The organism is Pseudoalteromonas sp. C2R02 (genome assembly GCF_018860845.1).
Taxonomy (GTDB): domain Bacteria; phylum Pseudomonadota; class Gammaproteobacteria; order Enterobacterales; family Alteromonadaceae; genus Pseudoalteromonas.
In genome coordinates this window covers 24,130-40,020 of the sequence record NZ_JAHKQC010000040.1, presented here as the reverse complement: position 1 = coordinate 40,020, position 15,891 = coordinate 24,130, and the positions used below count along the sequence as shown (strand labels likewise).

Annotated in this window: 15 protein-coding genes; 12 read left to right on the top strand and 3 right to left on the bottom strand. The window is 36.5% G+C overall.

All coding sequences use genetic code 11. From position 1 onward, the window contains the following. Positions 1 to 72 precede the first annotated feature (72 nt). The 12 genes from rbfA to KO527_RS18160 all read left to right on the top strand — a co-directional run bounded on the left by rbfA (position 73) and on the right by KO527_RS18160 (position 13,082). On the top strand, positions 73 to 522 hold the full coding sequence (gene rbfA, locus KO527_RS18215; protein ID WP_216041699.1) for a 30S ribosome-binding factor RbfA: 450 nt from the start codon (positions 73 to 75) through the stop codon (positions 520 to 522). Between the two features lie 11 nt (positions 523 to 533). Further along, entirely contained in the window at positions 534 to 1,505 is a 972-nt protein-coding gene (gene truB / locus KO527_RS18210; protein WP_216041698.1) for a tRNA pseudouridine(55) synthase TruB, read from the top strand. Positions 1,506 to 1,633: 128 nt separating this feature from the next. After that, the gene (gene rpsO / locus KO527_RS18205; protein WP_042146076.1) at positions 1,634 to 1,903 is read left to right on the top strand and encodes a 30S ribosomal protein S15; all 270 of its coding nucleotides are present in this window, start codon (positions 1,634 to 1,636) and stop codon (positions 1,901 to 1,903) included. Between the two features lie 384 nt (positions 1,904 to 2,287). Further along, on the top strand, positions 2,288 to 4,411 hold the full coding sequence (gene pnp / locus KO527_RS18200) for a polyribonucleotide nucleotidyltransferase (protein WP_216041697.1): 2,124 nt from the start codon (positions 2,288 to 2,290) through the stop codon (positions 4,409 to 4,411). Between the two features lie 173 nt (positions 4,412 to 4,584). Then, complete coding sequence (gene nlpI / locus KO527_RS18195) at positions 4,585 to 5,481, top strand: lipoprotein NlpI (RefSeq protein WP_216041696.1); 897 nt, start codon at positions 4,585 to 4,587, stop codon at positions 5,479 to 5,481. A gap of 37 nt (positions 5,482 to 5,518) precedes the next feature. After that, the gene (locus KO527_RS18190) at positions 5,519 to 7,087 is read left to right on the top strand and encodes a hypothetical protein (protein ID WP_216041695.1); all 1,569 of its coding nucleotides are present in this window, start codon (positions 5,519 to 5,521) and stop codon (positions 7,085 to 7,087) included. Between the two features lie 192 nt (positions 7,088 to 7,279). Beyond that, positions 7,280 to 10,069, top strand: a complete 2,790-nt coding sequence (locus KO527_RS18185) for a monovalent cation/H+ antiporter subunit A (protein WP_216041694.1) — start codon at positions 7,280 to 7,282, stop codon at positions 10,067 to 10,069. Beyond that, complete coding sequence (locus tag KO527_RS18180; protein ID WP_216041693.1) at positions 10,069 to 10,425, top strand: Na+/H+ antiporter subunit C; 357 nt, start codon at positions 10,069 to 10,071, stop codon at positions 10,423 to 10,425. Before KO527_RS18185 ends, KO527_RS18180 begins: the two co-directional genes overlap by 1 nt. Continuing rightward, positions 10,425 to 11,942, top strand: a complete 1,518-nt coding sequence (locus KO527_RS18175) for a monovalent cation/H+ antiporter subunit D (protein ID WP_216041692.1) — start codon at positions 10,425 to 10,427, stop codon at positions 11,940 to 11,942. Before KO527_RS18180 ends, KO527_RS18175 begins: the two co-directional genes overlap by 1 nt. Then, positions 11,942 to 12,478 (top strand): Na+/H+ antiporter subunit E, encoded by a 537-nt coding sequence (locus KO527_RS18170; RefSeq protein WP_042146063.1) that lies wholly within the window; start codon positions 11,942 to 11,944, stop codon positions 12,476 to 12,478. Before KO527_RS18175 ends, KO527_RS18170 begins: the two co-directional genes overlap by 1 nt. Further along, positions 12,472 to 12,741, top strand: a complete 270-nt coding sequence (locus KO527_RS18165) for a K+/H+ antiporter subunit F (RefSeq protein ID WP_216041691.1) — start codon at positions 12,472 to 12,474, stop codon at positions 12,739 to 12,741. The genes KO527_RS18170 and KO527_RS18165 overlap by 7 nt, the downstream gene beginning before the upstream one ends. 8 nt (positions 12,742 to 12,749) lie before the next feature. Continuing rightward, positions 12,750 to 13,082 carry a Na+/H+ antiporter subunit G gene (locus KO527_RS18160; protein ID WP_216041690.1) on the top strand — a complete coding sequence of 111 codons (333 nt, stop codon included), beginning with the start codon at positions 12,750 to 12,752 and terminating at the stop codon, positions 13,080 to 13,082. A gap of 6 nt (positions 13,083 to 13,088) precedes the next feature. On the opposite strand, the gene KO527_RS18155 is transcribed toward KO527_RS18160, so the two are convergent. The 3 genes from KO527_RS18155 to lipB all read right to left on the bottom strand — a co-directional run bounded on the left by KO527_RS18155 (position 13,089) and on the right by lipB (position 15,868). Then, the gene (locus KO527_RS18155; RefSeq protein WP_216041689.1) at positions 13,089 to 14,096 is read right to left on the bottom strand and encodes a tetratricopeptide repeat protein; all 1,008 of its coding nucleotides are present in this window, start codon (positions 14,094 to 14,096) and stop codon (positions 13,089 to 13,091) included. A 123-nt stretch (positions 14,097 to 14,219) separates the two neighbouring features. Beyond that, positions 14,220 to 15,206: a lipoyl synthase gene (lipA, locus tag KO527_RS18150; RefSeq protein ID WP_216041688.1), complete on the bottom strand. Its 987-nt coding sequence runs from the start codon at positions 15,204 to 15,206 to the stop codon at positions 14,220 to 14,222. Then, positions 15,203 to 15,868, bottom strand: coding sequence for a lipoyl(octanoyl) transferase LipB (lipB, locus tag KO527_RS18145; RefSeq protein ID WP_216041687.1), 666 nt, complete (start codon positions 15,866 to 15,868; stop codon positions 15,203 to 15,205). Before lipB ends, lipA begins: the two co-directional genes overlap by 4 nt. Positions 15,869 to 15,891 lie beyond the last annotated feature (23 nt).

The window sequence follows — 15,891 nt, the reverse complement described above, 5'->3', positions numbered from 1 at the left end:
TTCGTATTTTAAGAATTTTAAAATTTTAGGTCTTAAGTCACCTAAAGTTTATGTAAATTAAAGAGTGATAAAATGAGAGAGTTTTCTCGTACAGATCGCGTAAGTCAGTCTATTCAAAAAGAAATAGCTCAGATTTTACAAAGAGAAATAAAAGATCCACGTTTAGGCTTTGTAACAGTATCGGCTGTTGAAGTATCACGTGATTTATCTTATGCAAGAATTTTTATAACTATCCTAGATCAAAAAGATGAAGATAGTGGTAAAAAGAGTGTGGCAATATTAAATGATGCAACGGGCTACATCCGTTCTCTATTAGGCAAGCGAATTCGTGCTCGAATTATGCCTGAGCTTAAGTTTGTATTAGATACTTCGTTAATGGATGGTATGCGTATTTCTAACTTAGTTGAAACTGCTGTACGTACTGATAATGAAAGACGTGGTGCAGATAATAACGAAGATATCGCAGACAACAATGAAGATATCTTAGATAACAATGAAGACAGTTCTACAGAACAAAAGTAATAGGTTTTAAAATGGCAAGAAGGTCTAAAGGTCGCCCTATCAATGGAGTCTTGCTATTAGATAAGCAAGAAGGGCTATCATCTAATAATGTTTTGCAACGTGCTAAAGCGATTTATTATGCTCAAAAAGCAGGTCATACTGGCGCACTAGACCCATTGGCAACAGGTATGCTGCCAATTTGTTTTGGTGAAGCAACTAAGTTTTCACAGTTTTTGTTAGACACTGATAAAACGTATGTTGTTCGTGCAAAGTTAGGTGTTCGTACTACAACATCAGACTCTCAAGGTGATGTAGTGTGTGAAAAGCCGGTATCAGTAACACATGCCCAAATTGACGATGCGATAAAAACATTTGTCGGTGAAACTGATCAATACCCCTCTATGTATTCTGCACTAAAATATGAAGGTCGTCCTTTATATAAATATGCCAGAGAAGGCATAGAAGTACCTAGAAAATGCAGAAAAATAAATGTATTTAGCCTGACGTTTGACGAATTCGACAGTGAAACCAACGAAATTCAAATGACAGCGCATGTGAGCAAAGGCACTTATATCAGGACAATTGTTGATGATTTAGGTGAACTCTTAGGTTGTGGTGCGCATGTCATTATGCTGCATAGATCAAAAGTAGGTAATTATCCTAGCGATCAAATGGTTACGCTAGACCAAATACAAGAGTTACTTGATCGTGGCAAGGAAAATGAATCAGATAAACGAGAGCAAATATCAGCTGATGCTTACATTGTGTTAGATTCACTACTATTACCTATGGATACGGCGGTTGCAGATCTTAAAGAAGTTAATATCAGCGAAGAAAACGGACGCTTTTTTGCAAATGGCCGCAGTATTGCTGTTAAAGGTTTACCTGATGGTGTTGTTAGGGTAACAGCCGGAAGCGCTAAAACATTTATTGGTGTTGGTGAAAAAAATAGCCAAGGCGAATTAAAAGCAAAACGCACTTTAGAAAGCTTACAGCCACAATAAAGTTTGCAGACTGGTATATTAAACCGTATAATCCCGTCCGAATCGTTTTTGCTGAATTAGTGATCGGCTTAAACACCCTAAGTGCTCTTGTTTTCAAGAGTCTAAATTTTTAAATATTGGAGTTACACATGTCACTAAGTACTCAAGAAACTGCTGAAATCGTTGCTAAATTTGCTCGTGCTGAAGGCGATACTGGTTCACCTGAAGTTCAAATTGCATTATTAACATTTGATATCAACAAGCTACAAGGCCATTTCAAAAGCCATATACATGATTTCCATTCTCGTCGTGGTCTTCTACGTAAAGTTAGCCAACGTCGTAAACTTCTTGATTACCTTAAAGGTAAAAAAGTAGAGTCTTACAAGGCGTTAATCCAAGAGCTTGGCCTACGTCGTTAATTCGATGCTAAGATTTTGATTAAAAAAAGAGGCTTTTTAGCCTCTTTTTTTATGTCTGTTTATTACTATCATGTGTTTTGTAAAGTATACTAAGCGCGGATACCAATTGTAGTAGTTAATTGATCTTTCAATTTGACGGTTAAAGTACAATTAACTACTGGAATTGGTACTGAAACCTGGATTAATCAGTTGAACCACGAAAAATAGCGCCACCCACTGATGCACCTGGCTATACGAAAAAATTACTCATTGCCTATAAGGTGACTACGAATTTTTTCGCTACGCCAATTGCACCATTGGCTAACACTCTTTCCACGAGTTCAATTGATGATTTCAGATTAAAGCAAAACAACAATTTCAAACTTATTTATTAAGGAATATTAAGTGCAAGCAATTATTAAAAAATTTCAACTAGGCCAACATGAAGTAACCCTAGAAACAGGTGCAATTGCACGTCAAGCATGTGGTGCGGTATTAGCAAGCATCGGTGATACTTCAGTTTTAGTAACTGTTGTTGGTAAAAAAGACGTTAAAGCGGGTCAAGATTTTTTCCCTCTTACAGTTAACTACCAAGAGCGTATGTATGCTGCTGGTCGTATCCCAGGTGGTTTCTTAAAGCGTGAAGGTCGTCCAAACGATGGCGAAACACTTATCGCACGTTTAATTGACCGTCCAATTCGTCCTTTATTCCCTGCTGGTTTCATGAACGAAGTGCAAGTTATTGCTACTGTAATGTCATCAAACCCAGAAATCCAACCAGATATCGTAACTATGATTGGTACTTCTGCAGCATTAGCTATCTCTGGTATCCCATTTAATGGTCCTATCGGTGCATCTCGAGTTGGTTATGTTGACGGCCAATACGTACTAAACCCTTCAGTAACTGAACTTGAAAACAGCCAATTAGATTTAGTTGTTGCTGGTACTGAAAATGCAGTATTAATGGTTGAGTCAGAAGCTGAAGTATTAGCTGAAGACGTTATGCTTGGCGCTGTTGTATATGGCCATGAGCAAGCACAATCTATTATCACTGCTGTAAATGAATTTAAAGCAGAAGCTGGCAAGCCTACTTGGGATTGGACTGCTCCTGAAAAAAATGTTGTATTAGCAGATAAAATTGCTGCAATCGCTGAAGAAAAAATCGGTGCGGCATACTTAATTACTGATAAAGTTGCTCGTAAAGATTCTCTTAACGAAACAAAAGCATTAGTAATCGAAACATTAACAGCTGAACTTGCTGAAGATGAAAAGCTAGATTCTCAAGAAGTAGGTAAACTTTTTGGTTCTTTAGAGAAAAAAGCTGTACGTGGCCGCATCATTGCGGGTGAAAAGCGTATTGATGGTCGTGATCCTGCTTCTGTTCGTGCATTAGATGTAAAAACTGGCGTACTTCCACGTACTCACGGTTCTTCAATCTTTACACGTGGTGAAACACAAGCAATCGTTACAGCTACTTTAGGTACGGAACGTGATTCACAACTTATCGATGACCTTTTAGGCACGCAAAAGAATCATTTCATGCTTAACTATAACTTCCCTCCATTCTGTGTTGGCGAAACTGGTTTTGTAGGTTCTCCTAAACGTCGTGAAATTGGTCACGGTAACTTAGCAAAACGTGGTATGAAAGCTGTAATGCCATCGTTAACTGAATTCCCATACTCAATTCGTGTTGTATCTGAAATCACTGAATCAAATGGTTCTTCTTCAATGGCTTCAGTGTGTGGTTCTTCACTTGCGCTTATGAACGCTGGTGTACCAATTAAAGCATCTGTAGCGGGTATTGCTATGGGCCTTGTTAAAGAAGACGAAAACTTTGTAGTACTTTCAGATATCTTAGGTGATGAAGATCACTTAGGTGACATGGACTTTAAAGTAGCGGGTACTCAAGGCGGTATAACTGCACTACAAATGGATATCAAAATTGAAGGTATCACACAAGAAATCATGCAAATTGCTTTGACTCAAGCAAAAGCGGCACGTTTACACATACTTACTGTGATGGACGAAGCGATTTCTGCACCTTCTGAAGAATTATCAGAATTTGCTCCACGTATCTACACTATGAACATCCCAGCTAAGAAAATTGCGGATGTAATTGGTAAAGGTGGTGCGGTAATTCGTGCATTAACTGAAGAATTCGGTACAACTATCGAAATTGAAGATGATGGCACAATCAAAATTGCAGCAACTGACGGTGCAAGTGCACGTGCGACAATCGAGCGTATCGAGCAAATCACTGCTGAGCTTGAAGTAGGTACTATCTACAACGGTAAAGTTGTACGTATCGTTGATTTTGGTGCGTTTGTAAACGTACTTCCAGGTAAAGATGGTCTAGTTCATATTTCACAAATCTGTCAAGAGCGTGTGAATAATGTTGCTGATCACCTTAAAGTTGGTCAAGAAGTTAAAGTTAAAGTTGTTGAAGTTGACCGTCAAGGACGTGTGCGCTTAAGCATCAAAGAAGCGATGGCTCCTGCTGCTCCGACTGAAGCACCTGCTGCAGAATAATTTAAACTAAAAATTAGTTTTTTTAAAAGGGCCTTTTGGCCCTTTTTTGTGTTTAAGGTAAAAGTTTGATCTAATGTTATTTATTATTTTTAATAGGTTTAATTGAACCAAAAGAATAGGCTATACTCTTAAGAGTAGTTTCTTTTTATCGATTATTAATTCTAGGGAAATCGATGCAATTAAAAAATATAATACTAGGTACATTTTTAGGTTTTAGCTTGATGGCATGTCAATCAACACCTGAAAAAACGGATACACCTATTGTAAATGTTGCTTTTACCACGCCATTAGAGTCTGATGTGCGTAGTGAAATCGCAATCGCCCGCTATAGCGAGTTACTTTATCGTGCAAACTTAACTGATGAGCAAAAAGCACAACTGTATTATGACAGAGGTGTATTATTTGATAGCTTAGGTATGCAAACTTTAGCGTGGATCGACTTTAATCGTACTATTAAATTAAAGCCGGATTTACCTGAGGTTTATAACTTTTTAGGTATTCATTTAACGCTTAAACAACAATATACCAAAGCATATGAAATGTTTGATTCGGTTTTAGATTTAAAGCCAGAGCATGAATACGCCTATTTAAATCGTGGTATAGCACTTTACTATGGTGATAGAGCGCAACTTGCGCAATCTGATTTTCAAAGGTTTTTAGATTATGCACCTGATGACGCTTACCGTGTAGTGTGGTTATATTTAGCTGAGCAAGCGATATCAAAACCAGAGGCTGTTAAACATTTAAAACAACATGCCAAAAAATTAAATTCAGATAACTGGGCATATCAGTTGGTTTCGCTATATAGCGGCGATTTAAGTGAAAAAGACTTTTTAGCAGGTTTAGATAAAAATATAAGTAATCATCAGCAATACGCAGAGCGTTTATGCGAAGCTTATTTTTATTTAGCTAAACAACATCAATATGACGGTAATAACGCAAGAGCTTTAGAATATTTTAAGTTGGCATTATCAACAAATGTACATGAGTTTGTAGAGTACAAATATGCTCGATTAGAACTACAAGTATTACAGAATCAAGCTTTAGAAGCCGCTCAAGCTGTGCAATAAGGTAATGTTTTTAGCCTTCAATATTAAGCCGAAGCAAATGCTTCGGCTTTTATGTATTTGTTTAACACTTTTTGTTTTAAATTCATCAAATTTAACAATGCAAACTTTGTATAGCCTTTATAGTAATGGCAGTTATCAATTTGCTAATTTGATATTACAAAAATCAGAGCTATCAGATTCGGCTTATATTGATATTGAGAGTTTAAGGTATTTATCATCAAAAAATGATGTAAAGGCGATGACGTTATTGGCGAGTCATTATCAAATGCAGCAAAAGCATTTATTAGCCAAAAAGTTATATTATAAAATTTTAAATTTAGCTGATGATGCTGCTAGTAAAAAATCAGCAAGAGAAAACATTTTATCGTTTTATGAAAAGCAAAATAACTGGTCTCAGATCAGTGACTTTTTAACCCCGCAAGATGATGACAGTTGGCATTACTTATCGCAGTTGCACAACTCTCAAGTTTTATCTATAAAGCCTTCAACTGCGCTATACAAGCGTATAAGCCATAATTCTCTTTATTTTACGCGTGACTTTGTCGCTCAAGAAAATCAACTTAATATCACAAGTTGCCAAATTAATATTGTGCCCATAGCAACGAGTTACTCTAGATTAGCGCGCTCTATAGAAATTATTCAATCTTTTAAAAACGATGCATATTTATCAAGTTTACCTGTATGTTTTACTAAACCACTTTATATTCAAAGTGCTAAATTAAAATGTTCTGCACAGCAGGGTAAAGCAATATCATGTGATTTAAGCCATTTAGCGCAGTCTGAAAATTGGCCTAAAGGCATACGACACCTAATGATAATGAGCGAGAAAGGTAAAGCTAATGTCAATTCAGGGGTAATGTATTTAGCCAAAAAAAGTCACTTTAATGTTTTCAAACATGAGTTTATGCATTTGTTTGGCTTTGAAGATGAATACCTGCTTTCACAACCTATACAAAAACAGCGCTGCAATTCTCAAGCTTTAAATTTAAAGCATAGTCAATTAACACTGATTTCAAATAAAGAGCCAAAACCACTTAACTTACATGCTGTACCAACTTGTAATGGCAGTGAAATGACAGCTTATAAACCTGTAACTGAACTAACTTTAATGCAGTATTTAGATAAAAATTTACCATTAGATTATAAAAATATATTAGAACGTAATATGGAGAATAGCTTGCCTGACTTTGAGGTTTTCTCCATGGCGTTTGCTAAATTGGACAATTCCTATTATTGGTATCAGTATGCAGCAGAACTTGGCTTTAAAGGCGCGTCGCTTCAGCTAGCTCTATATTATGAAAATAAAGGTGAGATTGATTTGGCTATTACACGTTTACAACAAGCCGGAGACTGGCCGCTAGCACAATCTCATTTAGCAAGGCTCCATTATGAAAAGTCTGATTATAAAAAGGCGAGGGCACTTTATCTTAGTGCAAGTAAGTTATCATCGGATAGTTTTGCACAGTATTTTTATGGGAAAATGTTAAATGATGGATTGGGAGGCAAGGCGGATAAAAAGGCTGCAATGCGTTATTTTAAGTTATCAGCAGCACAAAATAACCCATTAGCAGTGCAGTATATGAATAGGAGGAAAGGGTCGCTCTAATCATGTTATCAAAATCAGGGGTAAAAGCTTCCTGATATGTTTAAGTTCTATTTAGCTTATTTTCATCAACAAGTTAATTTTAGTGTCGCTGAGCTATTTTTTATAATTTTCATTTAATATCTATTTTGTTTGGGGGGATAAATGATATCATCATAGAGATTTGAATTTAGATTCAGGAAATAAAATAAACAAATGGCTTTGCTATGGATCCCCATATTATCTTTGTTAGCTAGTGTAATTGCGTCTGTTACCGGAAACTTAAACAGAACGACAAGCGCTTGGTTAACTGCAATTTTGCCGGCGATTGCGCTTGCGATTGCGATTTATTATACACCGGCTGTTTTTGCTGGTGAAACTTTGTTGTATTCCCTTCAGTGGATACCCGCGCTAGGTATAAATTTATCGTTCAGACTTGATGGTCTTGCCTTATTATTTGTATTTATGATCTTAGGTATCGGGCTATTAGTTATCTTGTATGCCCGATATTACTTAAGTGAAAAAGACTCAATGGCTAAGTTTTATGCCTTTTTAATGTTATTTATGACTGCGATGTTAGGTATCGTACTATCAAATAATATTATTCAGCTGTGGGTTTTTTGGGAATTAACCAGTGTTAGTTCATTTTTACTGATTAGTTTTTGGTGGCATCAATCGGCTGCAAGAAAAGGCGCAAGAATGGCCTTAGCTGTGACGGGAGCAGGTGGTTTAGCTTTACTCGCTGGATTGATTTTGCTTGGTAATATCGTTGGTAGTTACGACTTAAGTGTTGTATTAAAAAGTGGTGAATTAATAAAAAATCATGCACTTTATCCTGTTACTTTAGTATTGATTTTATTAGGTGCTTTTACTAAGTCGGCACAATTTCCATTCCACTTCTGGTTGCCTCATGCGATGAGCGCGCCAACGCCAGTAAGTGCATATTTACATTCTGCCACTATGGTAAAAGCAGGTATATTTTTACTCGCGCGTTTTTATCCTGCTTTAGCGGGCACTGAACTTTGGTTTTTAATTGTTGGTTTAACAGGTTTAGCCACCTTGCTTTTAGGTGCATACATAGCATTATTTAAGCACGATCTTAAAGGTTTATTAGCTTACTCAACGATCAGCCATTTAGGTTTGATTACTTTATTATTAGGCTTAGATACTCAACTGGCTGCAGTTGCAGCGATTTTCCATATTATCAACCATGCGATATTTAAAGCATCGCTGTTTATGGCTGCGGGTATTATTGATCATGAGACAGGTTCTCGTGATATGCGTAAATTAAATGGTTTATTTAAATTTATGCCTTATACCGCAACGCTCGCTATGGTGGCATCAGCTTCTATGGCTGGTGTGCCCTTATTAAACGGTTTCTTATCTAAAGAGATGTTTTTTGCTGAAACACTGCACCAACAAGTACTTGGTTCAATGTCTTGGTTGATCCCTGTGCTGGCTACTTTAGCGGGTATTTTTGCTGTGGCTTATTCGGCGCGATTTATTCATGATGTATTCTTTAATGGTGAGCCAATTGGGTTAACTAAAACCCCACATGAACCGCCAAGATATATGCGTGTACCCGTTGAAATTTTAGTTGCGCTTTGTATTATTGTTGGTGTAATACCTAATTTTGTTGTGAATGGTATTTTAACATCGGCATCGATGGCTGTAGTTGGTCATGCATTACCTGAATTTAACTTAGCCATTTGGCATGGATTTAACTTACCATTATTAATGAGTTTTATTGCTGTTGTAGTTGGCTTATTTGTATATACACAGCGCAAGCATTTCTTCCAGTTTCAAGCATCTTTACCAAGCATTGATGCAAAAATATGGTTTGAAACATGGGTACAAGCTTCGGTTAAAGTAAGCGCTAAATTTATAAACTCTGTTGAAAACGCCTCATTACAAAGATACATATTTTTGTTCTTGCTTACAGTGCTTATTTTAGCGGGCTTACCATTATTCGATATGATCCAATTAGCAGGTACTGAAGAGTTAATGCCTATTACACCTCAAAATGCGGTTGGCGCAGGCTTGTTAATAGCAGGTGCATTTGCGACTATCATTTGGCATCGAGTACGTATCATTTCACTGATCAGTATTTCTATTGTAGGTTTAATGGTATCTGTGGCATTTACCCGTTTTTCAGCACCTGATTTAGCTTTAACACAGTTAATCGTTGAGGTTGTGACGGTTATTTTATTAATGCTAGCATTATTCTTTTTACCACAAAAAACACCAAAAGAATCAAGTTCGCCACGTATCTTAAGAGATTTAGCTATTGCATCTAGTATTGGTGTGGTTATAGGTAGTATCTGTTATGCCATGCTGACACGTCCTTTATCATCAATATCTGACTTCTTTTTAGCTAATGCTAAAACTGGCGGTGGTGGTACAAATGTTGTAAACGTGATTTTAGTGGATTTTAGAGGCTTTGATACTTTTGGTGAAATTACCGTTTTAGGCATTGCCGCATTGGGTATTTATAAATTATTAACTAATTTACCTTTATTTATGCCATCAAGCGATGGTGAAGGGCGTCCTTGGGCAAGAGAGCGTCATCCTATTTTGCTAGCCAGTATTTCACAAAGCTTATTACCTTTAGCTTTATTGGTATCTGTGTATATCTTCTTACGTGGCCATAATTTACCAGGTGGCGGATTTATAGCTGGTTTGGTTACTGCAACTGCATTTATATTGCAGTATATGGCACATGGCTCTCAGTGGGTGTCATCTCGATTTGATGCAAACTACAGGAAGATCATCGCCTCAGGTATTTTAATTGCTTTAGCAACGGGTGTGGGAAGCTGGTTCTTCGACCGTCCATTTTTAACAAGTTGGTTTGAATACTTTGATATTCCATTTGTCGGAAAAGTAGAGTTAGCCAGTGCAATCGCATTTGATTTAGGTGTTTATATTACAGTTGTAGGTTCTACATTAATGATTTTAGCTAGTTTAGGTAAGCTCACCATAGGCACTGAAGCTAAGGAGAGTAAATAATGGAGATTTTATATTCGACATGTGTCGGCATACTTGTAACTTGCGGACTGTTTTTAATATTAAGAGCCCGTACGTTTCCAGTTGTCTTGGGTCTCACTATGATGTCTTACGCAGTTAATTTATTTTTATTTGCCTCAGGGCGACTTAACTCAAATCAAGCTGCCGTATTAGGTCAGTCAGCACAATATGCTGACCCCTTACCACAAGCTTTAGTTTTAACCGCGATTGTAATTGGTTTTGCAATGACGGCATTTGTGGTGATTTTATCTATACGTGGCAGAGCTGATTTAGGTAATGACCATGTAGATGGCATTATTCCAAATAAAAACAAGAAATCTAAAAGGGAGAGTCGTTAATGGGCCACTTAGTGACCTTACCTATATTATTACCTATGTTAGGCGCAATTTTAGCATTGCTGCCACCTTGTGGTAAAAATGTAAAAATTAGACGTATGGTATCTCAAGCATTTGCTTTTTTTACCTTAGTTGCTTCTTTAATATTATTAAATCATAGTGCTAGCAATAACATCGAAGTATATGCGGTTGGTAATTGGAGCGCGCCATTTGGTATTGTGTTGGTTAGCGATATGCTATCGACACTTTTGATTTCTTTAACGTCATTTTTAGCTTTATGTTGTATTTTTTATGCAAGTGCTGGTGACGATGAGAAAGGCAGCTTTTTTCACCCTTTAATGCATTTTTTAGTTATGGGTGTGAATGGGGCATTTTTAACTGGGGATTTATTTAATTTATTTGTATTTTTTGAAGTTTTATTAATCGCGTCATATTCATTATTGATGCATGCAGGAGATAAGCATAAAACTCGTTCAGCATTGCATTATGTGATTTTAAATCTCATTGGTTCAAGCATATTCCTGATTGGCTTAGGCGTATTATACGGCGTATTAGGCACATTAAATATTGCTGATATGGCAGTGAAAGTATCACAACTTACTGGAGACGATGTTGCTTTAGCTAAAATTGGTGGATTATTATTATTGATTGTTTTTGGTTTAAAAGCAGCGATTTTACCACTGCATTTATGGCTACCAAAAACCTATTCATCAGCCTTGCCTGTTATTGCAGCGATGTTTGCAATAATGACTAAGGTAGGCGTGTATGCGATGTTTAGAGTATATACCATTATTTTTGGTGAACAAGCGGGCGAGCTTGCCTTTATGGCGCAGTCTTGGTTATGGCCATTGGCTATTTTAACTATCGCGATTGGTGCTATTGGTGTACTTGCCAGTGAAGATTTAAGAAAGCTAACAGCGAACCTTGTTATTATTTCTGTGGGTACTTTGGTTGCAGCAATTAGTATGCATTCTGTTATGGCGACTGCCGCAGCACTGTATTACGTTATTCATTCAACCTTAATGATAGCAGCACTCTTTTTATTGGCTGATTTAATTTCAGTCCAAAGAGGTAAAGTATCCGATAGACTCGTTGAAGGACGACCGGTCGCTCAACCTTATATTTTAGGCGGTGGTTTTTTAATTGCAGCTTTGGCTGTAATGGGGATGCCGCCTATGTCGGGTTTTATTGGTAAGATTTGGTTATTAAAAGCCTCTTCAGAAATTAACGGTACCTATATATTTTGGCCTGTATATTTGACTGCGAGTTTTGTTGTATTAATTGCTTTATCGCGTGCGGGTAGTTATTTATTTTGGCGACATTCAAATAATGAAGCGACCAAAGAAATCGCAGCACCATTAAAAACAAATGTGATCATTGCTTTATTATTATGTTCACCTTTAATGGTTATTTTTTCAGGACCTATTAGTGACTTTACATTAGCTGCTGCTAAACAATTACATGATGTGACTAATCATGTTAATACCGTTTTAGCCATATCAAACCATGGAGCTAAATAATGAGATTAGAAGCGAAGGTATCTTGGCTACCAACGCCATTTCGCAGCCTGTTATTATTTATTGTATGGTTATTATTAAATAATAGTGTTTCAGTTGGGCATTTAATTTTAGCAACGATTTTAGCTGTTTTAATTCCGTTGTTAACTTTTAGATTTAGAGAGCCGCAACCTTTGATCTTAAAGCCTGGGCTTGCGCTTAGGCACTTTTTATTAGTACTTTACGATATTGTGACTGCTAATGTGCAAGTGGCAATTTTGATATTAGGATCAACTAAAAAGTTACGTCCAGCATTTGTAAAGGTACCTTTGGATTTATCTCATGAAATGCCAATTACCATATTGGCAAGCACAGTATCGCTAACACCAGGAACTGTCAGCGCAGAGATATATCCAATACCTGAAAATATTGATGATGAAGCGCCTGAGCCTCAAAAATATTTACTGATCCATGTTTTGGATTTGGAAGATGAGGAAGCATTAATTAAAATGATTAAACAAAGATATGAAGCGCCGCTAAAGGAGATTTTTCAATGTTAGACACTGTAATTTTGATTGTATTTTCTATGATTGGCATCGCTTTATTATTAAATCTTTGGCGATTAATTGTCGGTCCTTCAGTACCTGATCGCATTTTAGCCTTAGATACTATGTATATAAATACCATAGCTCTGATAATTTTATACGGCTTGCAAATGGATACAGCGCTTTACTTTGAAGCTGCACTATTAATTGCAATGTTAGGTTTTGTTAGCACGGTAGCGGTATGTAAATACTTGCTTCGTGGCGATATTATTGAATAAGGGTGACTATGATTTTTGAATGGATAGTATCGATTTTATTACTGCTAGGTGGTGCTTTTATTTTAATTGGCTCTATCGGCCTAAATAAGATGTCTGATTTTTTCATGCGTTTACATGGCCCAACGAAGGCGACAACTTTAGGTATGGCAGGTATCTTAATTGCCGCTATGGTCTATTTTAGTGTGACAACAGATACCATAAGCTTGAAAGAAATATTAATCTCTATCTTCTTATTGATCACGGCACCTATAACGGGCTATATGCTTATTAAGGCTGCCATACATCATAAGCTAGACGCAAAAAAAGGCACGAAAGGCTTAGATAATATAGAAGAAGATTAATTTCTTCTATACCTTTGTTTTACACGCTTTTAAATAATGCAGTATAGGGCCACTATACTGCATTTTTTTTGTGGTTTTTTTAGCCAGTGGCAATTGGATGTTTAAATGAATAGCTCTTTGTTTTATCAATGCTTTATAACTACTACCACTTAATAATTTGAACTCTTTTACCAGTATTTCGGATGTGATATCACTTTGTTTATTTTGCAGTTTTGCAAGGCTAAATTGCAGCCAATGGTAATAAGTATGATGATCTATATTATTACTGCGTTTTAACAGTCTTTCTATTGTAGGTAATACTCTAATTGATAGTGAGGTATCTTCTAAATAAAGTAATGTATTTAAGAGGTTAAGAGCTGAAATAAGTTGTGCAGAATCTCTTGATTTACCTTCTTTTAAAAATAAAGAACGTGTAAAGCTCTGTTTAGCCAATAGATAGTCTTTTTGACTTAGCGCAAGCATGCCTAAAGTATTATATATACTTGCTTCGATAGTTTTATGCGGTGCAATTTCCAAAATTGATAAAGCTTTCTGAATATACTTTTCTGCTTGCTCAGTGTTATTAGTATATCGGGTAACAATTGCTGCATTATTAAGATATTTTAATTGTTCAGAAGTATTTTTTGTTGTTTTAAAAGCACATTTATATGCTTGCTCCGCTTGTTTAAAAAAGCCATTTTTGCGAAACCAGATCCCAGATAAATTAAAGTAATATCCCTTTTGATTATTACCAGCTTTATCATAGCTTATATTCATTTCCCTAAATACTTCTTCTGCAAATAAAAATTGAGAATTATTTAATGCGGCTCTTATTGCAACGGTATGCCACCTTAATTGAATTGAATGGGGAAGTGTATTCAAAGTCTCTTTATATTGTTGATAAGCGCTTATCGCCATACTAGGATTATTAATCGCACTCACTTCTGCATTGGGCAATGCATCAACTGCCAATGAAGGGGAGGTTGTGAGAGTAAAGTAAAATAGTATTGAAAACATCTTAGTGGAAATTAGCATTTCATTATTCAATTTTAAAGTTATATAGGAATTTTAGCATTTATTTGACTTAAAATGAGCAGATAAGAAAAAGGCTTGATAAATTATCAAGCCTTTCAAAGTAAAATTAATTACTTGAGGAAGCTATTTTACTTCGTTACCGGCAGCTTGTTGATCAGCATGGTAACTAGAACGAACAAATGGACCACTTGCAGCATGGCTAAAACCAATCTCATCAGCATATGCTTTTAATGCATCAAATTCAGCTGGCGGTACGTAACGCTTAACTGGTAAATGATGTTTTGAAGGTTGTAAGTACTGACCTACCGTTAACATATCAACATTATGTTCACGTAAGTCTCTTAATACTTCTTCAATTTCAGATATTTCTTCACCTAAGCCAACCATTAATCCGGATTTAGTTTTAACATCAGGGTGTGCTTCTTTAAAGCGACGTAATAGTTCTAGTGACCATTTATAGCCAGCACCTGGACGTGCTAGTTTATATAAGCGTGGTGCTGTTTCTAGGTTATGGTTAAATACATCTGGTGGTGTTTGAATTAATATCTCTAGTGCACGATCCATACGACCTTTAAAGTCAGGTACTAGGATCTCGATTGTAATACCAGGACAATGCTTTCGGATTTGCGTAATACAATCTGCAAAATGCTGTGCACCACCATCACGTAAATCATCTCTATCTACAGATGTGATAACAACGTATTTCAATTTCATATCACGAATCGTTAAAGCGAGCTTTTCTGGCTCTTCAGCATCAGGCTTTAAAGGTCGACCATGGCCTACATCACAAAATGGACAGCGACGTGTACATATCGCACCTAAAATCATAAAGGTTGCAGTACCATGATTAAAACATTCAGATAAATTAGGGCATGACGCTTCTTCACATACTGAACTTAATCCACGGCTACGCATTGCTTTTTTGATACCATCAATACGTTCACTTGATTTAGGTAATCGTATTTTTAGCCATTCAGGTTTACGCAGCATTTCACTTTTTTCTGTTGCTATAACCTGAATTGGGATATGTTGCATTTTTTCAGCATCACGCAGTTTAACACCTGGTTGTACTTTTACTGGTTTATCTTGTGCTTTGTCTAAAAGAGTCATTCGTTCTCAAACCCCTGTATTTGAATGCTTGTAAGGTCAGCATTGTTTTGCTGCAATTTATTAAGTAGAGATTTAACTAAACCGTTTGCGGCTTCTTCAAGGTTTTGAGGACCTGATAAATCTTTACTTTGTATCATAGTCATACCAGCGTAACCACATGGGTTTATACGCAAAAATGGTGTTAAATCCATATCGATATTTAAAGCAAGACCATGGAAGGAACAACCTTTACGGACTCTTAATCCTAAAGACGCAATTTTACTATCATCAACATATACACCTGGTGCATCTGGCTTAGCGTAAGCTTTAATACCATATTGAACTAATGTTTCGACTATTGCTTCTTCAAGCCAAGTTACTAGTTCACGTACACCTATTTTTAAGCGTCGAAGGTTAAACATGACATATAAAACTTGTTGTCCTGGGCCGTGGTAAGTAACTTGACCGCCCCTGTCTACTTTTACCACAGGGATATCACCAGGCATAAGCAAGTGTTCTTCTTTACCTGCTTGACCTTGTGTGAAAACGGGATCATGCTCTACTAACCATATTTCATCAGGCGTATCGTCATTTCTGGTATCTGTAAAGTCTTGCATTGCATGTAAGACGCTTTCGTAGCCACGACGATTCAACTGACGGATAATAACGCTGTTTTGACTCAACTTAATGACTCCTAAATAGGAAA

What these genes read in the sequence shown, in the direction of transcription:
- rbfA (WP_216041699.1), top strand. Translation starts at nt 73, where the DNA reads ATGAGAGAGTTTTCTCGTACAGATCGCGTAAGTCAGTCTATTCAAAAA.
- truB (WP_216041698.1), top strand. Translation starts at nt 534, where the DNA reads ATGGCAAGAAGGTCTAAAGGTCGCCCTATCAATGGAGTCTTGCTATTA.
- rpsO (WP_042146076.1), top strand. Translation starts at nt 1,634, where the DNA reads ATGTCACTAAGTACTCAAGAAACTGCTGAAATCGTTGCTAAATTTGCT.
- nlpI (WP_216041696.1), top strand. Translation starts at nt 4,585, where the DNA reads ATGCAATTAAAAAATATAATACTAGGTACATTTTTAGGTTTTAGCTTG.
- KO527_RS18190 (WP_216041695.1), top strand. Translation starts at nt 5,519, where the DNA reads ATGCTTCGGCTTTTATGTATTTGTTTAACACTTTTTGTTTTAAATTCA.
- KO527_RS18185 (WP_216041694.1), top strand. Translation starts at nt 7,280, where the DNA reads ATGGCTTTGCTATGGATCCCCATATTATCTTTGTTAGCTAGTGTAATT.
- KO527_RS18180 (WP_216041693.1), top strand. Translation starts at nt 10,069, where the DNA reads ATGGAGATTTTATATTCGACATGTGTCGGCATACTTGTAACTTGCGGA.
- KO527_RS18175 (WP_216041692.1), top strand. Translation starts at nt 10,425, where the DNA reads ATGGGCCACTTAGTGACCTTACCTATATTATTACCTATGTTAGGCGCA.
- KO527_RS18170 (WP_042146063.1), top strand. Translation starts at nt 11,942, where the DNA reads ATGAGATTAGAAGCGAAGGTATCTTGGCTACCAACGCCATTTCGCAGC.
- KO527_RS18165 (WP_216041691.1), top strand. Translation starts at nt 12,472, where the DNA reads ATGTTAGACACTGTAATTTTGATTGTATTTTCTATGATTGGCATCGCT.
- KO527_RS18160 (WP_216041690.1), top strand. Translation starts at nt 12,750, where the DNA reads ATGATTTTTGAATGGATAGTATCGATTTTATTACTGCTAGGTGGTGCT.
- KO527_RS18155 (WP_216041689.1), bottom strand. Translation starts at nt 14,096, where the DNA reads ATGCTAATTTCCACTAAGATGTTTTCAATACTATTTTACTTTACTCTC.
- lipA (WP_216041688.1), bottom strand. Translation starts at nt 15,206, where the DNA reads ATGACTCTTTTAGACAAAGCACAAGATAAACCAGTAAAAGTACAACCA.